Consider the following 18878-nt stretch of genomic DNA (forward strand, 5'->3'; position numbering starts at 1 on the left):
AAGACAAATGCCCTGTTACCCCCGCCGCCAGCGGAACCAGCGTTCAGCCCATTTGAGCAAAGCCAGCGGCTTGCGTGCAAGGCCATATTGCCCCGCCGCATATTTGGTCGCTTCGGACCAGGTGGGGTAAGGGTGGATGGTCGCCAAAATCTTGCGAAGGCCAAGTTGGTGTTTCATCGCAAAGGTGATTTCGGCCAATATCTCCCCAGCATGTTCGCCGATAATGGTCGCCCCCAATATCCGGTCACTGCCAGTGGCAGTCAGGATTTTGACGAAACCTGCCTGTTCTCCTTCGGCTATAGCGCGGTCGAGATCATCGAGATCATAGCGTGTCACATCAAAAGCGACCCCCTGTCTGGTCGCCTCCACCTCGGTCAGCCCGACCGCCGCAAGTTCGGGTTCGGTGTAGGTTACCCGCGGTAGAACACGATAATCGGCGCGGTATTTCTTGAACGGCCGGGCGAGCGCATTGACGCTGGCATACCAGGCCTCATGCGAGCCTCCATGGGTCAGTTGCTGCTTTCCCGCGACATCGCCCGCGCATAATATATGTGGCATGTTGGTCCGCAGGAATCCGTCGACCGGCAATTTGCCATCAATGACCAACCCCAATTCTTCAAGGCCAAAGCCTGCAATGCGGGGTTTGCGGCCCACGGCGATAAGCACATCGTCATAGGCTAGGGTCCGTTCGCCCTGTGACCCTTCGACGATTAGGCATTTGTTAGTTTCAAAGCGAACCGCTTTATGTCCGGTTAAAATCTCCACGCCGTCGGCATGCAGGTGCTCGGTCACCAGTGCCGCAGCGTCAGCCTCTTCCTTGAGCAGCAGCCGTTCTGCCATTTCCACCAATGTCACCTGCGACCCCAGCCGTTGGAAGGATTGCGCCAGTTCACAACCAATGGGCCCGCCGCCCAATATCACCAGCCGCTTCGGTGCAGCTGGACGTTTGGCAAATTCGTCCCACAAGGTTTCACTGGTCAAATAGCCGCTGGCTTCGACGCCCGGTAGAGGCGGAATAAGTGGTGCGGCTCCGGTCGCGATCACAAAGGATTGCGCGGTCAGCCGGGTTTTCCCGTCAATTTCGACAGTCCAAGGGTCGATGAAGCGGGCATACCCCTTCATACAATCCACACCAAGACCGGTGAAGCGTTCGACACTGTCATGCGGTTCGATTGCCGTTATGACCTCGCGAATTCGCTGCATGACCACAGGGAAATCTATCGTAGGGGTCGATGTTTTAATGCCAAAGCGCGCCGCATCCGAAACCATATGCGCCACCCGCGCGCTTTTGATGAGGGCTTTGGAAGGGACGCATCCGGTATTGAGGCAATCGCCACCCATGGCATGCGCCTCGATCAAAGTGACCTTGGCCTGCGCGATCGCGGCAATATAGGCCGACACCAGACCGGCAGAGCCTGCGCCGATGACGATCAAATTGCGGTCAAACCGCTTTGGCTTGGTTCCTGAATTAGCCACGACGTCGGTTCACATATGCAATCAAGCCTTTGGCAGCCCAGGGGAAAAACGCGAGCAGCACGAAAGAACCGATCAGCACCGGTGACAATAGACCGGCAGTCGATTCTATCTGGCTGATCTGGGTTCCGGCGTTCACATAGACAATCGTGCCCGCCAGCATCCCCAATTGGCTAACCCAGAAAAAGGTCCATGTGCGAATGCGGGTAAGACCCATCAGCAGGTTGATGACGAAAAAGGGGAATACTGGAATCAGCCGCAAGGTGAACAGATAAAAAGCGCCGTCCTTGGCCAAGCCGTCATCAATCGCCTTCAACCGTTCGCCAAATTTCGACTGCACCCAATCCCGTAAAACATAGCGCGACCCCAGAAAGGCCAGCGTCGCGCCAATCGTCGAGGCGAATGAGACAAGGATCGTTCCAAGTACAAGCCCGAAAAGCGCCCCTGCAATCAGCGTCATGATCGCCGCGCCGGGAATGGAAAGCCCGGTAACCGCGACATAGATCAGGAAGAAACCGGCCATATAGAGCACCGGTTGTGCATTTTTCGCCGCAAGAATCTCGGCCTGTTGTGTCTTGAAATTTTCGAGACTGAGATATTGGCCGAGATCAAACACAAAATAGGCAAGCAGCGCCGCGGCCGCCAGCAATAGGATCAAAGCCTTTTTCATCATCGTCCCCGTCCGGTTGGAGCGCCGCCTGCGTCAGATCCGCCTGTTTTCAAAACGGCACGTCATCGTCGAGGTCATTGTCAAAATCGCCACCGCCAAAGCCTGATGAACCGCCGCTCCAGTTGCCGCCGCCCTGACCGGACTGACCGCCGCCACCTTGACCACCACCTGATGGCGCACCGCCCGACCAGCCGTCATTGCTGCCGCCACCAGAACCGCCGCGTGCACCATCGAGCATCACCAGCTTGCCGTCGAACCCTGCGACAGATACTTCCGTGGTATAGCGGTCGTTACCTGATTGGTCCTGCCATTTGCGGGTCCGCAACTGGCCTTCGATATATACCTTGCTGCCTTTTTTGAGGAAGCGCTCGGCAACACCGACCAGCCCGTCACTTTGCAGGACGACGCTGTGCCATTCGGTGCGTTCTTTCTTTTCGCCGGTAGTGCGGTCTTTCCAGTCTTCTGATGTCGCAATGCGTAAATTGCAGATGCGTCCCCCATTTTGGAAAGATTTCACCTCAGGGTCCGCGCCCAGATTACCGACGATTATTACTTTATTGACGCTACCCGCCATGTCCTACCCCTTAGTCTTTTTGGAAACGCCGGCGTTTAAAGGCCAAGCGCAATTGCTGTCCAATAGGTAGCCCCTGCCGCAATATAGGCAAGCGCAAACAGATAGGTGACCATGAAAATCGGCCATTTCCAGCCATTGGTTTCGCGCCGCGTCACTGCGATGGTAGAAATACATTGCGGGGCAAAGATGAACCACGCCAAAAAGGCCAAAGCAGTGGCCAACGACCATTTGGCCGCCAATTTGGGGCCCAGGCTCATCGCGGCCTGCTCTTCATCGGTGGCATCAATGGCATAAGCGGTGCCAAGCGCGGAAACCGCAACTTCACGCGCGGCCATGGCGGGGATCAGAGCCAAGGCAATATCGTGATTAAAGCCGATGGGGCGGACAACGGGTTCGATGACATCGGCAATATTGCCTGCAATCGAATATTCCACCTGGCTCTGTGTGCTGCCCGCCGGCACTTTTGGAAAGCTGAGCAAGGCCCACAATATCATGGACGCCACAAATATGATGGTGCCCGCACGGCGCAGAAATACCCAGGCGCGCTGCCACAAACCAAGCGCAATGTCGCTGAGGCGCGGCAATTGGTAACGCGGCATTTCGATCAGGAAACTGCTGCTGCGGCTTTGAGTGACGAAACGCTGGATAACCGCCGCAGCCAGCATCGCGCCCAAAATACCGAACAAATAGAGCGCCAAAAGCACCAGCCCCTGCAAACCGATGCCGGGGCCAATATTTTGCGCCGGAATAAACGCCCCGATAATCAAGGTGTATACCGGCAGGCGCGCCGAACAGGTCATTAACGGCGCGATCAATATCGTCGCCAGCCGTTCCTTCTGGTCCATGATACTGCGCGTCGCCATAATGCCTGGAATGGCGCAGGCAAAAGAGGACAGAAGCGGGATGAAGCTGTGCCCCGACAGACCGACCGCCGCCATCATACGGTCCATCACAAATGCGGCGCGCGTCATGTAACCCGTCGCTTCCAATATGAGGATGAAGAGGAACAATATCAGGATCTGCGGCAGGAACACCACGACCGCACCGACGCCTGCAATGACCCCGTCGGTCAGGAAAGACCGCAATAGACCGTCGGGCATCTGCGCGTTGATAACATTCGTAAGCGCCGCAAATGCCGCTTCGATCCAGCTAATGGGGGCTTCTGACCAGCCATATACCGCCTGAAACATAACAAACAGCAACGCCAGCAATATCGCCACGCCGCCCACAGGGTGCAACAGAATCGCATCCAGCCGCCTTGTCCATTGCCGCCCTTGCGTTTCATGGATGATCGCGCGTTTGGCAATGCGGTGGGCGCGTTCAGTAATCTGTTTGCGGCTTTCCGTCGCTTCGTCCTCTTGCAGTCTGGGTTTCGACAGCGATTCTGCAAGCATGATGAGCAGCCGATCCAGACCGCGCTTACGTACCGCGACGGTCGAGACCACCGGAACGCCCAATTCATCGGCCAACACTGTCGGGTCGATTTCCAACCCGTCACGTTCGGCAAGGTCGATCATATTGAGGGCGATCACGACGGGCAGCCCCTGGCCGATCAGTTCAATGGCAAAGCGCAGATGATTGTCAAGATTGCCCGCATCGACCACGATGACTAGCGCGTCAGGGCGGCGCTGTCCGGCCAGTTTGCCGAGGATGACATCGCGGGTCACCGCCTCGTCAAGGCTGTCGGGTTGCAGGCTGTAGGCGCCGGGGAGATCGAGCAGTTCGACCGGACGGCCATCGGGCAGCGCCGTGCGCCCCGATTTACGCTCCACCGTCACGCCGGGATAGTTGGCAATTTTCTGGCGCGCGCCTGTCAGCGCGTTGAACAGCGAGCTTTTGCCACTGTTCGGATTACCGACCAAAGCTACCAGCGGCGGTGTTCCAGTCATGCGACTAGCTCACAGGAAATGGCCGAGGCAACTTTGCGCCGCAGTGCGATCCGCATTCGCCCGACGCGCACAGCAATCGGGTCACGCCACAATAATATGCCCTTGTGCAGTGCCTCGATCTCAACGCCTTCTTCCAGCCCGAGTGATCGCAGGCGATGGCCTTCACTTTCGGGAATCGCAGCCCAATTGATGGTTTGCACCCTTGCATGGCTGTTAAGCGGGAGATCGTCTAATTGCACGGGTCACATTTGCAACCGATTCGCAATAACATCAAGTGCTATTCGTTTTTAGGCGGGATAGCGCAGCCGTCCGATGAAACGCGACAGGCTGGGAACATATTCCCGTCGCGCGCGCGCCTGGGCTTTCACCTTTTCAAACTGCATCACATTGTCGATCCGCCGGTCGAGAAAGGCGCGGGTATCGGCAAAATCAGCGCTTTCGTCATTGACGAACACGCTGAGCGTGCTGCCATAGACTGCGGATAGAGTTGCTCTTTTGGTATAATGGTTGAAATCGGTGGCTGTGTCCCCGGCCAACCGCCACATACGGTCGGCCGAACGCCAGCCGATTTTGGTCGCGCGAACGAAATTTTGCGGCATGGCCATAATCGCCATCGCACGGCGCAGCGCCTCACGTTCAGGGTGCATGATTTCCAGCCGCGTCGCCAACAGTGCAGTGATGCGGTCCCGTATTTTCATCGCGTTCAGTTTTTCCGCGGGCAAGCGACGCGCCAGTTCGAGGTCTACCGACTCGATCCATCCGTCGACCATCGCCATCGCGTCGCCCTTGAACGCCAGCGCAGCAACATCCGGGTCTAGCCCCAGCTTTGCCGCAGACGTTTCAACCGCCGCGGTGCTCCACCCGTCAAAGGCCGCATTACGGGCGATAAGCGGGGCAAGTGCAACGCGGATTTCATCAAGCGTCGGGTCATCAGCAAGGGTAGATTTGGTCATACAGGAAATGTAGGCGTTCACGGGGATGAAGAAAAGCCCTATTGCCTTCGCACCAGCACCAAAGCGGTCATTACCAGCAGGCTGCCGGTGAAATCGAGCAAGGTCAGCGCCTCGCCAAAGGCAAACCAACCCGCTGTCGCCGACAATGCCGGTTGCAACAGCAGCGCCAGCCCGATGACCAGCGGGCTGAAATGCGGTAGGGCATAAGTGAGGCATCCCTGCCCCAGAAATTGCGAGGTAAAAGCCAGCAGTAATACCGGCCACCAGACAGCAGGAAGAATCTGCTCACCTGCAAATAATGCAGCAGGAAGCAACACGAGCGCCGCAACGGTGCTCGCCATCGCCAGCGCGCCCCAGCTTTCGGTATTTTCCCGCACCCGCATCATCATCAGCAAGTAGATGGTGTAAGTCAGTCCCGCGCCAAGACATAAAAGATCGCCTGCGAAATGCACCGGCGACAGTTCAAGGCTTTGCCCCATGAGCAACGCCGCACCGACAAAGGCCAGCATCACCGACATGATCTGCCATTTGCCCGGCAGTTTCCGGGCTACCACCACCCCGTAAATGACCAGCAGCAGGCTGGCACAATTGGCGAAAAGCGTCGCGTTGCCCAGCTTGGTCTGGAAGATACCGATATGCCAGGCGATGATGTCGATCCCGAAAAACACGCCCGCAATAAGGACCAAAAGAAAGGTCTGCGGACGCACGGTCGACAGGCGAAACCCGAATCGATGGCTGACCAGAAACAGAAAAGGCGTCGCCAGTGCCAACCGCCAGAATCCCGTCGCTATCGGGCCGCTATCGGCATAGCGCACGAGCAGGGGGCCAAAGGCGATGGCAATATTCCCGGCAATCAGCGCCAAAAAGGCCAAAGCCTTCGGGCTTTGCTGATGGAAAATCTTTGTCGGCATAAACCCCCGTTGCAATTTGCAACGCTTATCCGCATCTTGGCTGCAAACCAAAGCCTTAATGACAGGAAGATTTATGACAGCAACTTTGTTCGATCCTATCCAGCTTGGCGCAATTTCCGCGCCTAATAGAGTATTTATGTCTCCGTTGACCCGCGGACGCAGCAGCGCCGGCCATGTCCCTGTGTCCGAATTGAAAGCCGTATATTATAGCCAGCGCGCCAGCGCGGGTTTGATCATCGCAGAAGCCACCGGCATTTCGCAGGAAGGACTGGGCTGGCCATCCGCACCGGGCGTGTGGAGCGACGCGCAGGTCGCGGCGTGGAAACCGGTGACCGAGGCGGTACACGAAGCTGGCGGACGAATCATCCTGCAATTGTGGCATATGGGCCGTCTGGTCCATCCCGATTTTCTGGGCGGGGCGCAGCCAGTATCGGCATCGGCGACTACAGCGCCGGGCGACGCGCACACTGCTGAGGGTAAAAAGCCTTATACTGAGGCCCGCGCCCTTGAAACAGCCGAGATTCCGCGCATTGTTGAAGATTATGTCCACGCCGCCAAAAACGCGATGGCCGCCGGATTTGATGGCGTCCAGATCCACGCCGCCAATGGCTATTTGATCGACCAATTCCTCCGCGACAATTCCAATTTCCGGACAGATCAATATGGCGGCCCAATCGAGAACCGTATTCGCCTGCTCCGCGAAGTGACGCAGGCCGTCGTCAATGCCGTCGGGTCCGACCGGACATCAGTGCGTCTGTCGCCCAATGGTGAAACCCAGGGCGCGGATGACAGCAACCCTGTCGCCCTGTTCACTGCCGCAGCTGCCGCGCTTCAGGATATCGGCATCGCCTTCCTCGAACTGCGTGAAATAAAGCCCTATGGCAATTTTGGCCGGACTGATGTGCCCCGCATTTCCCCGCATATTCGTGAAGTGTTCAAAGGGCCGCTGGTCCTGAACCAGGAATACACACGGGAACTTGCCGACGCTGATCTTAGCTCGGGCCTTGCCGACGCGATCAGTTTTGGACGGCCCTATATTGGCAACCCGGATCTTGTCGAACGGCTGCGCGTCGGGGCAGAATTGACGCCTGACAATTTCAAGACGTGGTACTCGCCGGGCGCAGAAGGCTATACCGACTACCCTTTACTTGAAAGCGCGGACGCCTAAAGCTAATGATTGAGGCGGGGCTAGGCCTATATGCGATAGCCATCCCCGCCGCAATGCTGGCGCTGATGGCTGTGGCAGAATGGTTTTGGCCCCGGCGCGAACTGGTCCTTGGCCGCTACCCGCGATGGCTAACCCATGCGCTGTTTTTCCTGACCAATGCCGTTATCGGCCGAATATTGTCGATGGTCGTGGTGGTCGGCAGCGCTGCTGTCTGGGCCGATACGCACCATTTTGGTCTTTTTAACCAGACAGTCTGGCCTTGGTGGGTGGAGGCTTTGCTGGCCTTCATCCTGCTCGATCTGGCCGTTTGGGTGCAGCATTGGACGATGCACCGGGTTGGATTCTTGTGGCGGATGCACAAGGTACATCATAGCGACCGCGATCTGGATGCAACAACGGCCTTGCGATTCCACCCCTTTGAACTGATTGTTTCGACATTGTTCAAATCAGCCTGTGTCGCCGCGCTGGGGGTGCCCCTGCTGGTCGCGCTGGCCTTTGAACTTTGGCTGAATTGCAACGCGCTGTTCAACCATAGCAATATCCGTCTGCCCCGCCAAACGGACCGGATTATTCGCTATATTCTTGTAACGCCCGACATGCATTTGGTGCACCACAGCATCGATGTTGCCGAGCAGAATCGAAATTATGGCTTTGCCCTGACATGGTGGGACCGTCTGTTTGGCACATATGCAGATGAATCTGCTATGGGTCGCGAACATCAGGCAATCGGGTTGTCCGAAATCGACGACGGCCGACCTTCAACATTTTTGTGGAGCATGAAATTACCTGTGACGTAACGTCAACGGGGACTCATTGCGACGCTATTGACGCCTGCCGTTTTCCGGCGCAATTTTCCGTCGGGGAGAAAAAGATATGGCCAAAAAGCGCGTAATCATTTTGGGGACCGTAGCCGTTATCACCGTCGGGATCGGGCTGACCTACGGATGGCGGCAATGGCAGGAAAAAAGCATTCTCGCGAATGCGCGCACAGCTCAAGTCACGTCTGACAAAGAGGTTACGTCCGGACCTGCGACGAAATTGCTTTGGGGCGACACCCATTTGCATACGTCGAATTCTATCGACGCATTTGGCTTCGGCGTAAAATTGGGGCCGGAAGAGGCGTTGCGCTTTGCACGGGGTGAAGAAGTCGTCTCAACCTGGGGTTTGAAAGCGAAACTCGAACGACCGCTCGATTTTCTGGTCATCGCCGATCACTCTGGTGGGCTGGGTGCGACAAAAGCTTTGTATGACGCACCCGGATTCCTGATCCGCGACCCGACGCTACGCCGCTGGCATGATGAAATGCACAAGGGCCCCGAAGGTATGCAGCGGGTCACAGCAGAGCTCATCGACCGGGTCGGCCGCAATGATTTGCCAAAGGCGCTGACCGATCCAGAGCGACAGCGCAAGACGTCCACAAGCATATGGACCGGCCATAGCACTTTGGTCGAACGCTATAATGAACCCGGCAAATTTACCGCCTTCATGGGTTTTGAATATACGTTGATGCCTGGCGGCAACAATCTCCACCGTGTGGTCATGTTCCGCGACGGCAAAAGCCGCACCGATCAGGTGCTCCCCTATGATCCCGGACAGGGTGACACACCGGTCAGCCAGTTGTGGGACTATATGGACGATTATGAAAAGCGCACCGGTGGCAAGGTGCTCGCCATTCCGCATAACAGCAACCTGTCCAACGGCCTGATGTTCGAATTGGTCGGCCCGGGGGGCGGACCGATGACCGCCGAATATGCCCGACGCCGCGCCGCACACGAACCGGTAGTGGAAATCACCCAGATCAAGGGCGACAGCGAAGCGCATCCCTTTTTGTCCCCTAATGACGAATTTGCAGGCTATGGCACCGCCGGATGGGAATTGGGCAATCTGACGATGCAGGCGGTGAAAAAGCCTCAGGATTTCGCAGGCGAATATATCCGGGAAGCATTGAAGCGCGGACTCGCCATTGAGGCAAAGACTGGCGTGAACCCATATAAATTTGGCGTCATCGGGTCAACCGACAGCCACACAGCACTTGCCACCGCCGATGAAAACAATTTTTTCGGCAAGCATTCGGGAGGCGAGCCCAATAGCAAACGCGCGTCCGAGGCGCAGAATCTGGGCACCCGTGAGGGACGCTTTGGCTGGCACTATCTCGCCGGTGGCTATGCCGCCGTGTGGGCAACGGCCAACAGCCGTGCGGCCATTTTTGATGCGATGATGCGTAAGGAAATTTACGCCACAACCGGCCCACGCATGACGGTGCGCTTCTTTGGCGGATGGGATTTCAAACCTGAAGATTTTGCCGGAAACTGGGTGACCGCAGGCTATAATCGAGGCGTTCCTATGGGCGCGGATCTCAAACCCGGACAGGGGGCGCCAAGCTTCCTGATCTCCGCACTGAAAGACCCGATGGGGGCCAATCTCGACCGGGTACAGATGGTCAAGGGCTGGGTGGATGAAACCGGCCAAATGCGGGAAAAGATATTCGACGTGGTCTGGGGGGATTCCGATTCGCGCCCGCGCAATGCAAATGGCAAGGTTCCGGCGGTGGGCGACACAGTCGATATCGCCAGGGCAAGCTATACCAACAGCATCGGCGATCCCGAGCTGCAGACAGTGTGGCGCGACCCCGAGTTCAACGCAAAGCAGAAAGCTTTTTACTATCTGCGCGTGCTCGAAATTCCCACCCCACGCTGGGTCCTGTTCGACGCCATCCGTTATGGTGCAAAATTGTTACCCGGCACTGAATTAAAATCGCAAGAACGGGCCTATACGTCACCGATTTGGTATAATCCGGCAAAGACCGGCTGAGATTTTGGGGTCATTACCAAGGCTGTTTTTCCTTTTGACGGAAAAATTCCCGACCCCTCTATCTTAAACTCATTCCGCCTCAATATCCGAAAATCGCGGGTCGGGGTCAGCGATGCCCATCAGGCGGCGCATCGCCAAACGGGCGAGGCGTTGGGTTTCAGTCTTGCGCCTGGCTGCGGCCAAAGGGACCAGCGCGGCGGGGCGGGCAATTTCGCCATCATAAGCGTCGGCAATAATAAGGCCTGCCCGTTCGGGCATGAACGCATCCCCATGCAAGGGGCCGATGTCAAAACCGGCGGGAACAGCCCAGAAAAAGCGGTCGCAAAAGTCGAGATATTCGGGCCATTTCTGGTCCCCTAACAGGTCTGCGCGGGCGCATTTGATTTCGACAATGATAATCTCGCCCTTGGCATTGATACCCATCAGGTCGGCACGCCGGTTGTTGCGTAACGACACCTCCGGTTGAACCATGATCTGGTTCCGCAGGAAAAGGCGTGACACACCGCGTGCAACCGCAGCAGCACCATCCAGACTCACCTTTGCGGATGGTTGCAAATGGATGAAGGTTTCAAGGTCTTCCATGACAATGGGATAGAACGTATAAGGAACAAAATAAAGGCCCCATTTCGGGGCCCTTATCTTTTCATACTGTTTCGGCTGCGATCAGCGATAGAAAATGTGGTTGTCGATCGACCCGATCCGGGTCAGCCGCCAGCCTGGCGACACATGGCGGGCATGGAAGAATAGCGCGCCTTCGACCGGGCTTTTCCAGCTATTTTCCAGCGCAATACGACTTATCGCAACGGCGTTGCGCCAATGCGTACTAGATGTGGAAATGCGGGGCATGCCGCCGCCTCGGATAAAAGAAAACTGGCTTTTCTGATACACTACGCCACAAAGCGTACTCGGGAATCTTCCCGACTGGGCACGGGCGATGACGACGCGCGCGACGGCCAATTGACCGGCAAGTGATTCGCCCTTGGATTCAAAATAAATGGCCCCGGCGAGACAGCGTTCTTCGCTGTCCAGCGGTTCAGAGGTATCCTGCATACGAACCAGTTCGGTCAGCGAGGAAGCCGAAACGCTCTCTTCGCGCGCATCGTCTGCCAAGCTGGAACCGATTTCGGGAGTGTCTGCGCCACCATTTCCAGGAATGAAGATGATATCGCCATTTTCACCCAGCTTTGTCGTGATCTCACCATTTTTCAGGCGGTCGGAATTTTGCTGGTCTGCCGCAATTTGGGCGGCATCAATGACGATGGACGTAGCGCCAAGCGCTGTGCTTTGGTGGTTACCAAAGGCAAAACCGGCATCTGCGGTCAACGCGGCAGATGCAAGGGTACAAGAAATGGCCACGACAGAGGCAGCCCGGATAATATTCAACATGTAACATACTATATTGCGGCGGCAGCAGCGGATGAGCCTCTAATATTTTGCTTTAGCTCTTCGTTTGTTGCATCCGACTCGCGTGTTTGCCCGGCCACCCCATTTGTGCCCCGCATGACAACCTTCGCTACTCGATGTCGGCCCACTTATTGTGCGGCGCAGCACAGTCAAGCGTCGGTAGCCAAAAGTCCGTCCAACCGTTCTATCGACGCGACGTCCAGTTCCAAAACCCATAAATCTGGATCACGCTGGGTACGTGTTTTCCAATATTTTGTGATTTCCGTTTCATCACCCACAAGTGATTGTGTTATGCGGTGCCACGTCAAGGATCCGTCGAGCGCGGGATAGCGTTCAAAAAGAACGGGGTTTCCGCCCCTTATATGGCCAACAAGCAGGATGACGCCCGATGTCGGGTCGCCCTTGTGTAACAATGTAGCAAATCCGCCATCAGCCTCTGTCAGCCTTTGTAATGCCGAAATCCGAAACTGGCTGGTCAGCCGCGGTTCAGTCAAGCCGCGTCGCGCTCTTCAGACAAGGTCAGCAAGGCAAACATGGCACCGGAATCGGCAGCACCGCGCAATTGGGTCCGGAATTTCTCATCCCGAAACAGGCGCGAAACCTCCGCCAATGCACGCAAATGCGATGCCCCATCCTGCGCCGGTGATACCAGCGCACAGACAAGATCGACAGGTTCGTCGTCAACCGCATCATAGTCAACAGGCTTGGCAAGGCGCGCAAAAACGGCAACCGGCATGTCAATGCCCGTCACCTTGCAATGCGGAATGGCGGTGCCTCCGCCAAAACCCGTCGGGCCCAGCCGTTCGCGTTCAACCAAACCGTCGAGCACAGCGTCGGCGTCCAACACATAATTTTCTGCAGCTATAATCGAAAGGCGTGCCAGTACGTCGGTTTTGCTGGTGCAAACCAGATTCGCGACGACAGCCCCTTCGACGAGCCTAGTGGAAATTCGAATCATATCTTGTTCAATTGCAATCGACCCGGGGCCGCGTGGCAAACCCCAATTATCTGAATAAGTTTACATATCTGTTAAGATTTCGGCCGAGTTCTAAGGTACGGATTTTGGTTCAACCCACCCGATCGTGCCGTCTTCCCGGCGGTAAACCATATTATGGCGGCCAGTGCCAGTGTTTTTAAACAGCAAGGCAGGTGTGTTGCGTAAATCCATCAGCATGACCGCATCCGAAACGGTAGATTCGGGGATGTCCACGCTCATTTCCGCAACAATGACAGGTGCGTCGGGTGGCGGTGCATCTTCTGTAAAATCACCGCCATCAAATACCGTATAGGCCGCTTCTTCTTCGCGCAGGGCATGGGCGGATTGGGCATGACGGTCCTGAAGGCGGCGCATATAACGGCGCAACTGCTTTTCAATCCGGTCAGCTGCCTGATCAAGTGCGACATGCGCGTCCTGTGCCTCGCCACGACCTTTCAGCACCAGTCCTTGCATCACATGCATGACGATATCGCTGGTAAAGCGTTCATGTGGGCCACGGCCAAATGTCGCGTGCGATGACAATGCCTTGGAAAAATACTTACCGGCAATTGCATTCAGCCGCTTTTCAACATGGCTCTGTAACGCTTCACCGGTTTCGACCTGATGTCCTGAAACCCTGATATCCATCGCCTAACTCCTTCATTTAAGCGCCGACCCAGTATCGAGCCAAAGCGCATCCTTGATTTTACTGATAAATTCGCTGTGCCGCGCCAGTTCCTGTGCAGAGGCGCTGTGCGGGCGTGGTTCGCGATAAGGTTTTGAAATTTCCAACAGGGGGACCTGGACACCGGTCGTCATCTGATCCGTGCTGCCATTATCGACCAGACCAAGGCCGATTTGCCTTCCGCCGGTCAGTTCAATATAGAGATGAGCCAATAGTTCGGCATCAAGCAGGGCCCCATGTTTGACCCGGTGACTACGATCAATGCCATAGCGGGTGCACAAGGCATCAAGGGAGAGCTTTGCCCCCGGATGCTTGACCCGTGCCAGCGCCACCGTATCGACCATCCGCCCCAATGCCACAGGGGCCAGACCGCACAATATTAGTTCGGCATTGAGAAAGCCGAAATCAAAACTGGCATTATGCGCGACAAGCGGGCTGTCGCCCAGAAAGGCCAGCAATTCCTCCGCCTTGTGCGCGAACAGGGGTTTGTCCGACAGAAATCTGTCCGACAGCCCATGCACCTGTTCAGCAGCAGCAGGCATCGGACGTTGCGGGTTGAAATAGGCATGGTAATTTTCGCCGGTCATGACCCGGCCAACCATTTCGATGCACCCTATCTCCACCATCCGATCCCCGGTCAGGGGGTCAAAGCCAGTCGTTTCGGTATCGAAAATAATCTCACGCATTCTACCGGTGAATGTGAGCCTGTTTTCAATGTTATGCAAGACCCGCGCGCAGCTTTTTGACAAGTTCGCGCACATTGTCGCGCGTTTGCTCCAGCGAATCCCCAGTTTCTATAATATGGTCAGCCAGCGCCCGCTTATCGGCATCATTCATTTGCAGCGCGACAATCTGGTCGAACTTTTCCGTCGTCATCCCCTGTCGCGCCAGCACCCTTTCGCGTTGAACTAAATAGGGCGAAGATACTACGACAATGCTGTCGACGCCCTTATGTCCGCCCTTTTCTAACAGAAGCGGAATGTCAAACACCACCATATCCGCATCCGCATGATCGCGTAGAAAAGCGGTGCGCTGTTCCGCCACGGCGGGATGGATAATCGATTCCAGCTTTGCCAGCCTGTCCCTGTCCCCAAAGACCGCCGCACCCAGCGCCTTGCGGTCGACGCCGTGCGTATCGGTGGTGCCGGGAAAGGCCGACTCGATTGCGGGCACCAGCGCTCCACCTGCTTTTTGCAGTTCATGCACCGCCGCATCTGCATCGAACACCGGTACGCCTTCATCGGCAAACATGGCGGCCACCGTGGACTTGCCCATGCCAATCGATCCGGTCAGCCCGATGATGTGCGGCGCGGTCATTTCAGCAGTAGCGCCCGCAAGGCTTTTTCTTCGTCATCAGGCGGGGTGACGCCGAAGAATAGTTCGAACGCAATCGCGGCCTGACCGACCAGCATTTCGAGACCGTCGACCACCTCCAAATCCCGCGCCCACGCCTGTTTCAGCAAGGCGGTTTCGATAGGTGCATAGACCAGATCATAGACCAGCGCATGATCGGGAAGTGGCGCAAGATCAATTTCCAACGGTTCCTGCCCTTTCATGCCGAGGGGGCTGGCATTAACCAGCAACGCCGCCTCGGGCAGACGCGCATCCAAAGACAACACACGCCCTTTCAGCCCGAAATGCGCCAGCAACCCTGCGGCCTTCAGACCGTTTCGGGCGAGCAGGATTACATCGCCGATATCGGCCTGCGCCAGGGCAAACAGCACCGCCCGCGCCGCGCCGCCTGCACCGATAACCACCGCAGTTTCCCCGGCCAACGGCATATCGGCAATCGGCCCGTAAAAACCGCCCGCATCGGTATTGGTCCCGACCAGCGCTCCGCCATCACCCCGGAAAACCGTATTGATTGCGCCAATAGAGCCGCGCACATCGCCGGGGTCGGTGACATATTCGAGCGCAGCGATCTTGTGAGGAATTGTGATGTTGCAGCCGCGCCACGCGGGGTCCGCCGCCCGGTCGCGGAAATAACCCTCCAGATTGTCAGGCTGGATATCTTGCGCGCGATAGTCCGCCACCAGCCCCAGCTGGTTCAGCCAGAACCGGTGGATCAGCGGGGATTTGGAATGGGATATCGGGTGTCCGATGACTTCGGCATATTTGTTCATGTCGGCAAAAGACCCCGTATCCGCAAATAGTCAAGCACGGGCAGCAGGGGCAGGCCGATGATCGTAAACTGGTTACCGCTGACGCTTTTAAACAATTGCGCGCCTTCGGCCTCGATCCGGTAACAGCCCACGCAATGGCGGATTTGGTCCCAATAATCCGTCACATATTTATCGATGAACGATGGACTCAACGGGCGCATCGCCATCTGCGCGCTGTCAACAATCCGCCATACCGGTTCGCCCGCTTCGCAGATGACGGCAGCAGTTATCAGCCGATGCGTCTTGTCCGATAGCTGGGCGAGATGAGCGCGGGCGTCGGCGGGGCTTTCCGGCTTGTCTAATATCTTGCCCTCGGCAGTGACCGCAATCTGGTCACAGCCTAGCACCAGCGCCGCAGAAAATTTTCCGGATATCTTGCGCGCCTTGGCTTCGGCGAGCGCATCGGCAATATCGCGGGGCTTGGCTCCGGTCGCAGCAAGCGATTCCTTGATGCTCGCCTCGTCTACCAACGCGGGCATTGCCTCCAACGGGACACCGGCAGCACGCAACATCGCGACCCGTCCGGTACTTTGCGACGCCAATATCAGCGTCACGATGTTTGGGCCTGTTGTAATTCGCGTTCGTTGAACAGGTTGATAATCGCCGCCGCCGTCTCTTCAATCGAGCGCCGCGTCACATCAAGCACCGGCCAGCCATTATCGGCAAACATCCGCCGGGCATGGGCAACCTCCGCCTTGACCTTTTCTTCGTCCACATAATCTGTGTCGGGCGACTGGTTCAGCGATAACAACCGGTTGCGCCGGACCTGCACCAGCCGTTCAGCGCTGGTCACCAGCCCGATCACCATCGGATGTTTCAGTGTAAAAAGGATAGGGGGCGGGGGCGATTCCGGCACGATGGGAATATTCGCCGTCTTGTAACCGCGGTTCGCAAGATAGATACTGGTCGGTGTTTTGGACGTCCGTGACACACCCGCCAGCACAATATCGGCCTCTTCCCAATTTTGCGCGTTGATCCCGTCATCATGGGCAATTGTGAACTGGATGGCATCCACACGCGCAAAATACGCGGCGTCCATCGCATGTTGCCGGCCGGGTCGGGCCTTTGCTTCTTGTCCCAACATATTGGATAAAGCGTCGCTGACGGCATCAAGCGCGGCCACCGCAGGCAGGCCCAGGGCTCTGCACCTATTTTCAAGCTTGCGCCGCGTATCCCGGTTGACCAATGTAAACAGCACCAGCCCCGGATTTGCAGCGACATCGATCATAATCCGGTCCAAATGGCTTTCCGAACGCACCATCGGCCAGAAATGTTTGACAACATTTTCGACACCGTCAAACTGCGCGAGTGCGGCTTTGGCAATATTTTCCAGCGTTTCACCCGTGGAATCCGACAATAAGTGGAGATGAAAACGTTCCATGGGCACAGTCTTGTTGGCAGGCTGGGGATAAATCAAGGGACAAAGTTTGCGGCGCTCAAACTTCCCCACTAGCCGGTTTTTGCCTCCCGATTCTGTCACAGGCTATCCACAAGGGCTTTGCAGCTTCCACAGCCTGTGAATAACGGGGATGAAAAATGCGAATCCAAGTGTCTGCTTGGTTTGTATGAGGTCAAGCTGTTGGCAATATCCGCAAAAGCTTTTAAGGGCATGTCTATCAACAGCCCATCATCTTTCATCATCCTAATATAAATATATATTTGATTGGATTCCCTTTCCCGATGTCCGTTCCGGCTTCCAAGAAATTGCTTCAAGTCCTGCAGGGCCAACAGGAAGATATTCCGCCGATCTGGCTCATGCGTCAAGCGGGGCGTTACCTGCCGGAATATCGTACATTGCGTGCAGAAAAAGGCGGTTTTCTGGAACTCGCTTATGACAGCGATGCGGCAAGCGAGATTACAATCCAGCCTATCCGCCGCTTTGGTTTCGACGCGGCTATCCTGTTTTCCGACATCCTTGTCATCCCACACGCCATGGGTCAGGATCTATGGTTTGAAACCGGCGAAGGTCCACGCTTGGCGCCTCGGCTGGCACAGACCGCGTTGGAGGATTTCACCCCTGCGCCAGAACGTCTTGCGCCGGTGCTGGACACGGTGCGTAAGGTTTCTGCTACCCTGGCCCCCGAAACGACGTTTCTGGGCTTTGCGGGCAGCCCCTGGACCGTGGCGACCTATATGGCGCATGGACAGGGCAGCAAGGACCAGTCCGAAGCACGACGCATGGCCTATGCCGAACCCGAACGCTTCGGCGCATTGATTGAGGCGATCATTACCGCCACCGTTGATTATCTGGCCGGACAGATTGAGGCAGGCGTTGATGCCGTCCAATTGTTCGATAGCTGGGCGGGTTCCTTATCACCTGCCCAATTTGAAAAATGGGTGATTGCCCCCAATGCCGAAATCGTCCGCCGGTTAAAGGCGCGCCATCCCGATGCGCCAATTATCGGTTTTCCCAAAGGTGCAGGCGGAAAGCTTGCGGCTTATGCCAAAGGAACCGGCGTTGATGCGATTGGTCTTGATGAAACGGTCGATCCGCACTGGGCGAACCGCGAATTACCCAAGGGACTACCTGTTCAGGGCAATCTTGATCCGCTGGCGTTGGTTTCTGGTGGTGCTGATCTGACCAATGCGGTTGACAATATATTGTCGGCTTTTGCCAATAGGCCCCATATTTTCAATTTAGGGCATGGTATTTTGCCCGATACCCCCATTGAACATGTCGAAAAGCTGCTTAATCTGGTCCGCAAAGGATAAACCGGGAAAGCCGCTCCTATGACGGAAATTATCTCTATGCTTTATATCTGGCTCAAATCCGCGCACATCATATTTGTCATTTTCTGGATGGCCGGCCTGTTTATGATTCCGCGCTTTTTCGTCTATCATCAGGAAAGCGCTGAGGATTCTGAAGAAGCCGCCAAATGGGTGGACCGGGAATCCAAGCTGATCAGAATCATTCTGAATCCATCGATCGTTGTGGTATGGATCGTTGGCCTGTTGCTCGCCTGGCATATCGGCGCGATGGCCGATGGATGGTTCCACGCCAAGCTGCTCTTCGTTCTTGGTTTGTCGGCTTATCATGGCTGGGCGGTCAGCTATGCCAAAAAGCTTGCGCGGGGCGAACGAACCCTGACGGGAAAACAATTACGCCTGTTCAATGAAGTGCCGGGTGTAGCGACGGCGATCATTGTCATCCTAGTGGTGGCAAAGCCATTTTGAAGGGGCGGGCGTAAACCCACCCCGGTTT

The 18878-nt window shown here is 56.3% G+C and carries 22 protein-coding genes; 5 read left to right on the forward strand and 17 right to left on the reverse strand.

The genetic code is table 11. The features are described 5' to 3' along the window. Positions 1-15: 15 nt before the first annotated feature. From EUU23_RS11745 to EUU23_RS11770, 7 genes are read right to left on the reverse strand one after another with little or no spacing between them, the layout of a single operon-like run. A complete protein-coding gene (locus tag EUU23_RS11745; protein WP_343032719.1) occupies positions 16-1476 on the reverse strand; it encodes a dihydrolipoyl dehydrogenase family protein in 1461 nt (486 codons plus the stop codon). Beyond that, positions 1469-2146, reverse strand: coding sequence for a TVP38/TMEM64 family protein (locus tag EUU23_RS14200; RefSeq protein WP_246156442.1), 678 nt, complete (start codon positions 2144-2146; stop codon positions 1469-1471). The genes EUU23_RS11745 and EUU23_RS14200 overlap by 8 nt, the downstream gene beginning before the upstream one ends. A gap of 46 nt (positions 2147-2192) precedes the next feature. Further along, the gene (gene ssb / locus EUU23_RS11750) at positions 2193-2717 is read right to left on the reverse strand and encodes a single-stranded DNA-binding protein (RefSeq protein ID WP_160354276.1); all 525 of its coding nucleotides are present in this window, start codon (positions 2715-2717) and stop codon (positions 2193-2195) included. Between the two features lie 35 nt (positions 2718-2752). Further along, positions 2753-4606: a ferrous iron transporter B gene (feoB, locus tag EUU23_RS11755; protein ID WP_160354277.1), complete on the reverse strand. Its 1854-nt coding sequence runs from the start codon at positions 4604-4606 to the stop codon at positions 2753-2755. Beyond that, positions 4603-4845 carry a FeoA domain-containing protein gene (locus EUU23_RS11760; protein ID WP_160354278.1) on the reverse strand — a complete coding sequence of 81 codons (243 nt, stop codon included), beginning with the start codon at positions 4843-4845 and terminating at the stop codon, positions 4603-4605. Before EUU23_RS11760 ends, feoB begins: the two co-directional genes overlap by 4 nt. Before the next feature lie 48 nt (positions 4846-4893). Further along, positions 4894-5559, reverse strand: coding sequence for a COQ9 family protein (locus EUU23_RS11765; RefSeq protein WP_160354279.1), 666 nt, complete (start codon positions 5557-5559; stop codon positions 4894-4896). 38 nt (positions 5560-5597) lie between these two features. After that, the gene (locus tag EUU23_RS11770; protein WP_160354280.1) at positions 5598-6470 is read right to left on the reverse strand and encodes a DMT family transporter; all 873 of its coding nucleotides are present in this window, start codon (positions 6468-6470) and stop codon (positions 5598-5600) included. Positions 6471-6543: 73 nt separating this feature from the next. Between EUU23_RS11770 and EUU23_RS11775 the strand changes: the two genes are divergently transcribed. The 3 genes from EUU23_RS11775 (at position 6544) to EUU23_RS11785 (ending at position 10449) form a co-directional block, all read left to right on the forward strand. Continuing rightward, on the forward strand, positions 6544-7638 hold the full coding sequence (locus EUU23_RS11775; protein ID WP_160354281.1) for an alkene reductase: 1095 nt from the start codon (positions 6544-6546) through the stop codon (positions 7636-7638). Between the two features lie 5 nt (positions 7639-7643). Beyond that, positions 7644-8435: a sterol desaturase family protein gene (locus EUU23_RS11780; RefSeq protein ID WP_160354282.1), complete on the forward strand. Its 792-nt coding sequence runs from the start codon at positions 7644-7646 to the stop codon at positions 8433-8435. A 76-nt stretch (positions 8436-8511) separates the two neighbouring features. Next, positions 8512-10449, forward strand: a complete 1938-nt coding sequence (locus EUU23_RS11785; RefSeq protein ID WP_160354283.1) for a DUF3604 domain-containing protein — start codon at positions 8512-8514, stop codon at positions 10447-10449. Between the two features lie 69 nt (positions 10450-10518). Here the strand turns inward: EUU23_RS11785 and EUU23_RS11790 are convergent, their stop codons facing one another. From EUU23_RS11790 to EUU23_RS11835, 10 genes are all read right to left on the reverse strand, one after another. After that, positions 10519-11031 (reverse strand): MmcB family DNA repair protein, encoded by a 513-nt coding sequence (locus tag EUU23_RS11790; protein ID WP_160354284.1) that lies wholly within the window; start codon positions 11029-11031, stop codon positions 10519-10521. Positions 11032-11112: 81 nt separating this feature from the next. Beyond that, positions 11113-11835: a cell wall hydrolase gene (locus EUU23_RS11795; protein ID WP_160354285.1), complete on the reverse strand. Its 723-nt coding sequence runs from the start codon at positions 11833-11835 to the stop codon at positions 11113-11115. 167 nt (positions 11836-12002) lie between these two features. Then, positions 12003-12347 carry a DUF1491 family protein gene (locus EUU23_RS11800; RefSeq protein ID WP_160354286.1) on the reverse strand — a complete coding sequence of 115 codons (345 nt, stop codon included), beginning with the start codon at positions 12345-12347 and terminating at the stop codon, positions 12003-12005. Then, positions 12344-12811: a PTS sugar transporter subunit IIA gene (locus EUU23_RS11805; RefSeq protein ID WP_160354287.1), complete on the reverse strand. Its 468-nt coding sequence runs from the start codon at positions 12809-12811 to the stop codon at positions 12344-12346. The genes EUU23_RS11800 and EUU23_RS11805 overlap by 4 nt, the downstream gene beginning before the upstream one ends. Positions 12812-12901: 90 nt before the next feature. Then, positions 12902-13477, reverse strand: a complete 576-nt coding sequence (hpf, locus tag EUU23_RS11810; RefSeq protein WP_160354288.1) for a ribosome hibernation-promoting factor, HPF/YfiA family — start codon at positions 13475-13477, stop codon at positions 12902-12904. Positions 13478-13489: 12 nt separating this feature from the next. Beyond that, complete coding sequence (gene dnaQ / locus EUU23_RS11815; protein WP_160354289.1) at positions 13490-14200, reverse strand: DNA polymerase III subunit epsilon; 711 nt, start codon at positions 14198-14200, stop codon at positions 13490-13492. Positions 14201-14231: 31 nt separating this feature from the next. Then, entirely contained in the window at positions 14232-14831 is a 600-nt protein-coding gene (gene coaE / locus EUU23_RS11820) for a dephospho-CoA kinase (protein WP_160354290.1), read from the reverse strand. Then, positions 14828-15637, reverse strand: a complete 810-nt coding sequence (locus EUU23_RS11825; protein ID WP_160354291.1) for a shikimate dehydrogenase family protein — start codon at positions 15635-15637, stop codon at positions 14828-14830. Before EUU23_RS11825 ends, coaE begins: the two co-directional genes overlap by 4 nt. Next, the gene (locus EUU23_RS11830) at positions 15634-16230 is read right to left on the reverse strand and encodes a Maf family protein (protein ID WP_179956549.1); all 597 of its coding nucleotides are present in this window, start codon (positions 16228-16230) and stop codon (positions 15634-15636) included. Before EUU23_RS11830 ends, EUU23_RS11825 begins: the two co-directional genes overlap by 4 nt. Then, positions 16227-17057 carry a pyruvate, water dikinase regulatory protein gene (locus EUU23_RS11835; protein WP_160354292.1) on the reverse strand — a complete coding sequence of 277 codons (831 nt, stop codon included), beginning with the start codon at positions 17055-17057 and terminating at the stop codon, positions 16227-16229. The genes EUU23_RS11830 and EUU23_RS11835 overlap by 4 nt, the downstream gene beginning before the upstream one ends. A gap of 299 nt (positions 17058-17356) precedes the next feature. Between EUU23_RS11835 and hemE the strand changes: the two genes are divergently transcribed. Continuing rightward, positions 17357-18388 (forward strand): uroporphyrinogen decarboxylase, encoded by a 1032-nt coding sequence (hemE, locus tag EUU23_RS11840; RefSeq protein ID WP_160354293.1) that lies wholly within the window; start codon positions 17357-17359, stop codon positions 18386-18388. Between the two features lie 18 nt (positions 18389-18406). Then, on the forward strand, positions 18407-18850 hold the full coding sequence (locus EUU23_RS11845) for a CopD family protein (RefSeq protein WP_160354294.1): 444 nt from the start codon (positions 18407-18409) through the stop codon (positions 18848-18850). Positions 18851-18878: the final 28 nt, after the last annotated feature.

Source organism: Sphingorhabdus profundilacus (assembly GCF_009769755.1).
Lineage (GTDB): Bacteria > Pseudomonadota > Alphaproteobacteria > Sphingomonadales > Sphingomonadaceae > Sphingorhabdus_B > Sphingorhabdus_B profundilacus.

Excerpts from the sequence above, each read along its gene's own strand:
- EUU23_RS14200 (WP_246156442.1), bottom strand. The coding sequence starts at position 2,146 with ATGATGAAAAAGGCTTTGATCCTATTGCTGGCGGCCGCGGCGCTGCTT.
- ssb (WP_160354276.1), bottom strand. The coding sequence starts at position 2,717 with ATGGCGGGTAGCGTCAATAAAGTAATAATCGTCGGTAATCTGGGCGCG.
- feoB (WP_160354277.1), bottom strand. The coding sequence starts at position 4,606 with ATGACTGGAACACCGCCGCTGGTAGCTTTGGTCGGTAATCCGAACAGT.
- EUU23_RS11765 (WP_160354279.1), bottom strand. The coding sequence starts at position 5,559 with ATGACCAAATCTACCCTTGCTGATGACCCGACGCTTGATGAAATCCGC.
- EUU23_RS11770 (WP_160354280.1), bottom strand. The coding sequence starts at position 6,470 with ATGCCGACAAAGATTTTCCATCAGCAAAGCCCGAAGGCTTTGGCCTTT.
- EUU23_RS11775 (WP_160354281.1), top strand. The coding sequence starts at position 6,544 with ATGACAGCAACTTTGTTCGATCCTATCCAGCTTGGCGCAATTTCCGCG.
- EUU23_RS11780 (WP_160354282.1), top strand. The coding sequence starts at position 7,644 with ATGATTGAGGCGGGGCTAGGCCTATATGCGATAGCCATCCCCGCCGCA.
- EUU23_RS11785 (WP_160354283.1), top strand. The coding sequence starts at position 8,512 with ATGGCCAAAAAGCGCGTAATCATTTTGGGGACCGTAGCCGTTATCACC.
- EUU23_RS11790 (WP_160354284.1), bottom strand. The coding sequence starts at position 11,031 with ATGGAAGACCTTGAAACCTTCATCCATTTGCAACCATCCGCAAAGGTG.
- EUU23_RS11795 (WP_160354285.1), bottom strand. The coding sequence starts at position 11,835 with ATGTTGAATATTATCCGGGCTGCCTCTGTCGTGGCCATTTCTTGTACC.
- EUU23_RS11805 (WP_160354287.1), bottom strand. The coding sequence starts at position 12,811 with ATGATTCGAATTTCCACTAGGCTCGTCGAAGGGGCTGTCGTCGCGAAT.
- hpf (WP_160354288.1), bottom strand. The coding sequence starts at position 13,477 with ATGGATATCAGGGTTTCAGGACATCAGGTCGAAACCGGTGAAGCGTTA.
- dnaQ (WP_160354289.1), bottom strand. The coding sequence starts at position 14,200 with ATGCGTGAGATTATTTTCGATACCGAAACGACTGGCTTTGACCCCCTG.
- coaE (WP_160354290.1), bottom strand. The coding sequence starts at position 14,831 with ATGACCGCGCCGCACATCATCGGGCTGACCGGATCGATTGGCATGGGC.
- EUU23_RS11825 (WP_160354291.1), bottom strand. The coding sequence starts at position 15,637 with ATGAACAAATATGCCGAAGTCATCGGACACCCGATATCCCATTCCAAA.
- EUU23_RS11835 (WP_160354292.1), bottom strand. The coding sequence starts at position 17,057 with ATGGAACGTTTTCATCTCCACTTATTGTCGGATTCCACGGGTGAAACG.
- hemE (WP_160354293.1), top strand. The coding sequence starts at position 17,357 with ATGTCCGTTCCGGCTTCCAAGAAATTGCTTCAAGTCCTGCAGGGCCAA.
- EUU23_RS11845 (WP_160354294.1), top strand. The coding sequence starts at position 18,407 with ATGACGGAAATTATCTCTATGCTTTATATCTGGCTCAAATCCGCGCAC.